General features: G+C 71.3%; 7 protein-coding genes and 1 tRNA gene. 6 read left to right on the top strand and 2 right to left on the bottom strand.

Annotated elements, in window-relative coordinates; genetic code table 11:
* The first annotated feature begins 134 nt into the window (after window positions 1–134).
* Both cobA and IEZ21_RS23775 read left to right on the top strand, forming a co-directional pair.
* Window positions 135–1,367 (top strand): uroporphyrinogen-III C-methyltransferase, encoded by a 1,233-nt coding sequence (gene cobA, locus IEZ21_RS23780; protein ID WP_189323937.1) that lies wholly within the window; start codon window positions 135–137, stop codon window positions 1,365–1,367.
* Window positions 1,368–1,431: 64 nt separating this feature from the next.
* On the top strand, window positions 1,432–2,250 hold the full coding sequence (locus tag IEZ21_RS23775) for a TrmH family RNA methyltransferase (protein ID WP_033324867.1): 819 nt from the start codon (window positions 1,432–1,434) through the stop codon (window positions 2,248–2,250).
* Here IEZ21_RS23775 and IEZ21_RS23770 read toward each other — a convergent pair.
* Window positions 2,241–3,575, bottom strand: a complete 1,335-nt coding sequence (locus IEZ21_RS23770; protein ID WP_189324057.1) for a serine/threonine-protein kinase — start codon at window positions 3,573–3,575, stop codon at window positions 2,241–2,243. The two genes, IEZ21_RS23775 and IEZ21_RS23770, sit on opposite strands and share 10 nt — an antisense overlap.
* 196 nt (window positions 3,576–3,771) lie before the next feature.
* Between IEZ21_RS23770 and IEZ21_RS23765 the strand changes: the two genes are divergently transcribed.
* The 4 genes from IEZ21_RS23765 (at window position 3,772) to IEZ21_RS23750 (ending at window position 6,087) form a co-directional block, all read left to right on the top strand.
* Entirely contained in the window at window positions 3,772–4,011 is a 240-nt protein-coding gene (locus tag IEZ21_RS23765; RefSeq protein ID WP_189323936.1) for a DUF8836 family protein, read from the top strand.
* A gap of 262 nt (window positions 4,012–4,273) precedes the next feature.
* Window positions 4,274–4,483, top strand: coding sequence for a hypothetical protein (locus tag IEZ21_RS23760; RefSeq protein WP_033324870.1), 210 nt, complete (start codon window positions 4,274–4,276; stop codon window positions 4,481–4,483).
* Between the two features lie 280 nt (window positions 4,484–4,763).
* Window positions 4,764–5,720 carry an aminoglycoside phosphotransferase family protein gene (locus IEZ21_RS23755; RefSeq protein ID WP_189324056.1) on the top strand — a complete coding sequence of 319 codons (957 nt, stop codon included), beginning with the start codon at window positions 4,764–4,766 and terminating at the stop codon, window positions 5,718–5,720.
* Between the two features lie 73 nt (window positions 5,721–5,793).
* Window positions 5,794–6,087 carry a TFIIB-type zinc ribbon-containing protein gene (locus tag IEZ21_RS23750; protein ID WP_033324873.1) on the top strand — a complete coding sequence of 98 codons (294 nt, stop codon included), beginning with the start codon at window positions 5,794–5,796 and terminating at the stop codon, window positions 6,085–6,087.
* Window positions 6,088–6,149: 62 nt separating this feature from the next.
* Here IEZ21_RS23750 and IEZ21_RS23745 read toward each other — a convergent pair.
* Window positions 6,150–6,224: transfer RNA gene (locus tag IEZ21_RS23745), tRNA-Val, on the bottom strand.
* Between the last annotated feature and the right edge of the window lie 25 nt (window positions 6,225–6,249).

The following is a 6,249-nucleotide window of genomic DNA, read 5'->3' as shown; positions in this document are numbered from 1 at the left end:
TTTCGGGAAGGGGCGGGCTTGGGGAAAGAAAACCCACCCACCCACCACCCCACACCTTAAAATCCGCATGTCAGGGGCGCTCCAGAGCCGCAGGGCCCCGCCCCCGCACCCGCCGCATGAGGAGCCGCACCTCCATGGCCGAACACCCCGCCTACCCCGTAGGCCTCCGCCTCACCGGCCGCCGAGTAGTAGTCCTCGGCGGCGGCCAGGTGGCCCAGCGCCGCCTCCCGGCCCTGATCGCAGCAGGCGCGGACATCCACCTCGTATCCCCGACAGCCACCCCCTCCGTAGAGGCAATGGCAGACGCAGGCGAACTCACCTGGGAGAGGCGCCCCTACGAGGAGGGCGACCTGGCCCAGGCCTGGTACGCCCTGATCGCCACCGGCGACACGGCAGCGAACACAAGGGCCTCGGCCGAGGCAGAAGCCCACCGCGTCTGGTGCGTACGTTCCGACGACGCGGACGCGGCCACAGCCTGGACCCCCGCGACCGGCCACAGCGAAGGCGTCACCGTAGCCGTCCTCACCACGAACGCCCGAGGCCGCGACCCCCGCCACACCGCCGCCATCCGCGACGCGGTGGTCGAGGGCCTCCGCGACGGCACCCTCGTAGCCCCGCATCACCGCACCCGCACCACCGGAGTCGCCCTGGTCGGCGGAGGCCCCGGCGACCCGGACCTGATCACGGTCCGCGGCCGCCGCCTCCTCGCCGAGGCGGACGTGGTGATCGCGGACCGCCTGGGCCCCCGCGACCTGCTCGCCGAACTCCCGCCGCACGTCGAGGTGATCGACGCGGCGAAGATCCCGTACGGCCGTTTCATGGCTCAGGAGGCCATCAACAACGCGCTCATCGAGCACGCGAAACAGGGCAAGTCCGTGGTCCGTCTCAAGGGCGGCGACCCCTTCGTCTTCGGCCGCGGCATGGAGGAGGCCCAGGCCCTGGCCGAGGCGGGCATCGCCTGCACGGTCGTCCCCGGCATCTCCAGCTCGATCTCAGTCCCGGGCGCCGCGGGCATCCCGGTCACGCACCGGGGGGTGGCCCACGAGTTCACGGTCGTCAGCGGTCATGTCGCCCCCGACGACGAGCGCTCCCTGGTCGACTGGCCGGCCCTGGCCAGGCTCCGCGGCACCCTGGTCGTCCTGATGGGCGTCGACAAGATCGGCGCCATCGCACGCACGCTGATCGACAACGGCAAGCCGGCCGACACCCCCGTGGCCCTCGTCCAGGAGGGCACGACGGCCGCCCAGCGCCGGGTCGACGCGACCCTCGAAACGGTGGCCGAGACCGTAAGCGCCCAGGATGTGAAGCCCCCGGCGGTCATCGTCATCGGCGACGTGGTGAACGTAGGCCCGGACACCTCCGCGTAACCCGGGGTAACCCAACACTGTCCGAGCCGTTGGCACCGCACCCAGGACAAGGCAGTATCACCCTGTGGCCGATCTCATCACCGTTGAGGAACCCGACGACCCGCGCCTGCGCGACTACACGGGCCTGACCGACGTCGAGCTGCGCCGCAAGCGCGAGCCCGCCGAGGGCCTGTTCATCGCCGAGGGCGAGAAGGTCATCAGACGGGCCAAGGACGCCGGTTACGAGATGCGCTCGATGCTGCTCTCCGCCAAGTGGGTCGACGTCATGCGCGACGTCATCGACGAACTCCCCGCCCCGGTGTACGCGGTGAGCCCCGAGCTCGCCGAGCAGGTCACCGGCTACCACGTGCACCGCGGCGCCCTCGCCTCCATGCAGCGCAAACCGCTGCCGACCCCTGACGACCTGCTCCAGACGGCCCGCAGGGTGGTCGTCATGGAGTCGGTCAACGACCACACCAACATCGGCGCTATCTTCCGCTCCGCCGCCGCCCTCGGCATGGACGCGGTCCTCCTCTCACCGGACTGCGCGGACCCGCTCTACCGCCGCAGCGTGAAGGTCTCCATGGGCGCGGTCTTCTCCGTCCCGTACGCGCGTCTCGACACCTGGCCCAAGGGCCTGGAGACGGTCCGCGAGGCGGGTTTCGCCCTCCTCGCGCTCACTCCGGACGAGAAGGCCAAGAGCCTCGACGAGGTGGCTCCGCACCGGATGGAACGGGTCGCCCTGATGCTGGGCGCGGAGGGCGACGGCCTGTCCACCCAGGCCCTGGTGGCCGCGGACGAATGGGTCCGCATCCCGATGGCCCACGGGGTGGACTCGCTGAACGTGGGAGCAGCGGCAGCGGTGGCCTTCTACGCGGTCGCGACGGGGCGCCCTCAGCCCTGAGGCTGCGTCTCGATCGTCGACTCGTACCGCTCGGACATCAGCTGCCCGCCCAGCGGTTTGAATTCCGCCTGTACGGGCTTCAGTTGCCGCTGCTCACCGCCGAGCCCGCGCTCCGGTCCCTGGCACCCTTGCGCCGCCGCGATCCCGAGCGCCACCAACAGCGTCACCACGACGAACACGAAGAGCCGCTGCCGCAGCAACCGCGGATTGGCGGGCCGCCGCCCGGACCCGGTGTTCCGCGGCCCCGGACGCCCGGCACCACTGCGCGACGCCGCGGGCCGGCCGCCGGAGCGCGTCGAGTTGCCCCGCGACGGCACCGGCCGCGCCCCGTTCCGCGACGGCGTGCTGTTCCGTGGCGGCGTACCGCTTCGCGGCGGCGGGGGAGTGCCCTGCGTACGCCGCTGGGTGCGCTGGTCCGGGTGGTTCTCGGCGAGCCTCCCCGTCGGCCGGTCGGCCTCGCTCACCCGCGGCGCGGGCGGCCGGGCGGCACTCAGCCCCTGCGCCTCGCGGGACGCGATCTCCTTGAGACGCAACGACAGTTGAAGCGTGCTCGGCCGCTCCTCCGGATCCTTCGCCAGACAGGCCCGTACGAGAGGGGCCAGCGCGTCCGGCACGCCCTTCAGCTGCGGCTCCTCGTGCACCACTCTGTAGAGCATCACTTCGGAACTGCCGTGCCCGAAGGGCGAGTCGGTGGTCGCCGCGTACGCCAGCGTGGCGCCGAGCGCGAACACATCCGTGGCCGGTGTGACGGTGGCACCCCGCACCTGCTCGGGCGCGAGGAAGCCGGGCGACCCCACCGCCGTACCGACGTGCGTGAGCGTGCTCGCACCCGTCGCCCAGGCGATACCGAAGTCGATGATGCGTGGCCCCTTCGGGGACAGCAGGATGTTCGACGGCTTGAGGTCCCGGTGCACGACACCGGCCTCGTGCACGGCGACGAGCCCCTCGGAGAGGGCGGCGCCGACGGCCGCGACCTCGGCCGCGGAGAGCGGCCCCTCCTCGGCGACCTTGTCGTGCAGCGAGGGCCCGGGAACGTACTGCGTTGCGAACCACGGACGGTCCGCTTCCAGATCCGCGGCGACGAGCCGGGCGGTACACCCGCCCCGGATCCGCCGCGCCGCCGACACCTCGCGCGCGAACCGCGACCGGAACTCCTGGTCCTCCGCCAGATCCGGCCGGATCACCTTCAGCGCGACTCGCTGGCCACGCCGGTCGGAGCCCAGATAGACAACGCCCATCCCACCCGCGCCGAGCCGTCGGTGGATCTTGAACGAGCCGACGGCACGCGGGTCCTCGCGCCTCAGGCGCATCATCGCCATGTCCATCCCCGCTGCCCGGTCCGTTTGACGTGGCACAGCTTACGTTTCCGTGGCCGGGTGCGCGCAGAGGCCGCGCCCTCGCGGCCCGGCCGATTGTCAGTGCCGGGTGCGAAACTTGAAAGGTGGTCAGGGGACGGGCGAATACAGCGGCTTTGGGCTGCCGGGATCCCCAACCATCGGTCGCAGAAGGGGGATTGGGCCCGTGAAGGGTGATCGAGTGGAGATAGTCGTGGACGCCGGGGACACGACGCGCACCTACGAGGTGGTGGCGAGCCGCGCGGGGCGCCGGGTGGAGACGGCGGTCCGCAGAGGAGTCGTGGAAGTGAGCGAAGTCACTCGCAGCGGAGGGGTGGTCCGCACGGCCCGGTTCATGGCGAACAGGGTGCTGGCCCTGGTCGAACAGCCTGTGCCCAGGGAGGACAGCTCGGAACAGACAGGGTAAACAGGACGTCCCCTCCGGGAAGACCCCGAGACCTAGGACCTCGTCTCCACCCAGGGGAGTACTCCGCAGGTCATCGGTCATCCTCCGGGAGGCCCGGCAATCGGTACGACGGCATGACGCCCCATGGGCCTCGCCCACCTAGATTTGAAGTCAAGCGGCGGGTGCAGCACTCGTCCCCCGAGGTCAGACACCCGCCGCTGCCAGACAGCAGGAGATCCAACAACAGCCAGAGCTTCATCAACAGAAGGTCAGGAGAGGGACCATGGCGGACACGGCACCGCGGACGATGATCCGCACGCGGGGACGCAGGGCACACAGCGCCACGTTCGGTACCCGCCGGTCCGGCCAGCGCCACCCCTTGGTGGCGACGGCCATGGTCCTTCCCCTGGCGACCCTGCTCGTGGTCGTTTTCGGCGGCTGGGAAGCAGTGGTCACACAAGCGTCGTCCGTGGGCGTGATGCTGGGGCGCTGAGCGGCGCCCCAGGCCCGGAAGAGCGGTCCGGGCGGGGACATCCGGCCATGAAACCCCGTGGGGACGGGGGTGCGGCGGACGGCACAAATGCCCGCGCAGCTGGGGAGCTGCGCGGGCATTATTTTGTGCCTAAACCGGCACCGCTCTCGCGGACCCAATTGCTCGCCGTTGTGGTTGCTCAATTGATGGTTGCGGTTCGAGGTTGTTTGGTGCCTGCGTACGCTCACGGGGTTGCCCCGGGCTTGCGGGGTTGAGCCGGCTACGTACGACCTCAGGGGGGATCCGAGTGACCGCAGACGTGCTGCCCACTCTCGCCGCGAAGGTACGCGCCGCGGTGCACCCGGGTGCGAGTGTCTGCGCCTGCGGCACCGAGGCGTCCTCCGTACTGGCCGATCGGCCCGACGGCACCGTCGTCCGGCATGCGGACACCGTGGCGAAGGCGCACGCCCCCGGCACCGATCCCGGCGAGCTCGCGGCGCGCATGGCCGTCGCTGCGCACCGGGCCCTCGACGGCGTCCTTCTGGCGCCGCTCAGCCCTGGTACCGCCGAACTGCACGGCCGACTGGTCACGTTCTGGCCGTACGGCACCCCCGTGGACCCCGAAACCCCCGAAGCCGCCCCCTGGGAGGAAGCCGCCACCCTCCTCGCCCGCCTCCACCGGACGCCCGAAACCGTACTCCCGTCCGGCCTGCCGCCGATGCGTGGCCCGGCGAAGGCGGCTCGCGCCATCGCCCGCCTCCATGCGGCCGGCCCTCACCCGGCAGCCGCTCCGGTCCTGCGAGCCTGGTCCGTCCTCCCCGCCTGGGCGCGGGACGAGGCCTCGATGCCGAATACCCGCACGCTGTGCCACGGCGACCTCCACCTGGGCCAACTCGTCCACGACCCGGGCGGTACCTGGCTGCTGATCGACATCGACGACCTCGGCCGGGGCGACCCCGCGTGGGATCTTGCCCGCCCCGCCGCCTGGTTCGCCTGCGGCCTGCTCCCACCCGACGAGTGGACCCGCTTCTTGACGGCGTACCAGAAGGCTGAGGGCCCCGCGGTCCCCACGGACACCGACCCCTGGCCCGCCCTGGACGTCCCGGCCCGCGCCCTCACCGTCCAGACGGGAGCCCAAGCGATCGCGAAGGCGACGGCGGCCAGCCGTGCGCTCGACGAGGTGGAGGTGGCGGTGATCGACGCCTGTGACCGAATGTCCGCACACCCGCCGGAGCTGGCGCCAGGTTTCCCGACGTAGGGTGCAACCGACCGAAGCCGGGCAGTGTCTGTCCTGGCGAAGCAGTACCGACCGGCGAGGAGTTGAGCCGACCATGCAGTGTCCGAAGTGCCGTGCGCCGATGCACACGTACAACCGCAATGGCGTCCAGATCGAGCAGTGCAGCGGCTGCCGCGGGATCTTTCTCGACTACGGCGAGCTGGAGTCGCTGACCCGCCTGGAGTCCCAGTGGCAGCAGCCCGCGCCGCCGCCCCCGGCCGCTCCGGCGGCCCCGCAGGCCTACCCCGCCGCGCCCGCTCCCGCATGGGGCGCCCCGCACGGTGGCCATGGCGGCCACTACGGCCACAAGCGGCAGAAGAGCTTCGGTCACATGCTCTTCTCCTCCTGACCACGTCCGAGGAGCACGCACGACGAAGCCCCCGGCCGTACGAGACGGTCGGGGGCTTCGGCTGGTGCGCGATACTGGGATTGAACCAGTGACCTCTTCCGTGTCAGGGAAGCGCTCTCCCGCTGAGCTAATCGCGCAGGTGGGGCTTGCTGGTGATGCGTA

Origin of the sequence: Streptomyces flaveus, assembly GCF_014647675.1 — a bacterium.
Lineage (GTDB): Bacteria > Actinomycetota > Actinomycetes > Streptomycetales > Streptomycetaceae > Streptomyces > Streptomyces flaveus.
Note: the sequence above shows the minus strand (reverse complement) of the source record. Positions and strands in the feature narration are given on the sequence as shown.

Coding starts and splice junctions, on each gene's coding strand:
- cobA (WP_189323937.1), top strand. CDS start 135: ATGGCCGAACACCCCGCCTACCCCGTAGGCCTCCGCCTCACCGGCCGC.
- IEZ21_RS23770 (WP_189324057.1), bottom strand. CDS start 3,575: ATGGACATGGCGATGATGCGCCTGAGGCGCGAGGACCCGCGTGCCGTC.
- IEZ21_RS23760 (WP_033324870.1), top strand. CDS start 4,274: ATGGCGGACACGGCACCGCGGACGATGATCCGCACGCGGGGACGCAGG.
- IEZ21_RS23750 (WP_033324873.1), top strand. CDS start 5,794: ATGCAGTGTCCGAAGTGCCGTGCGCCGATGCACACGTACAACCGCAAT.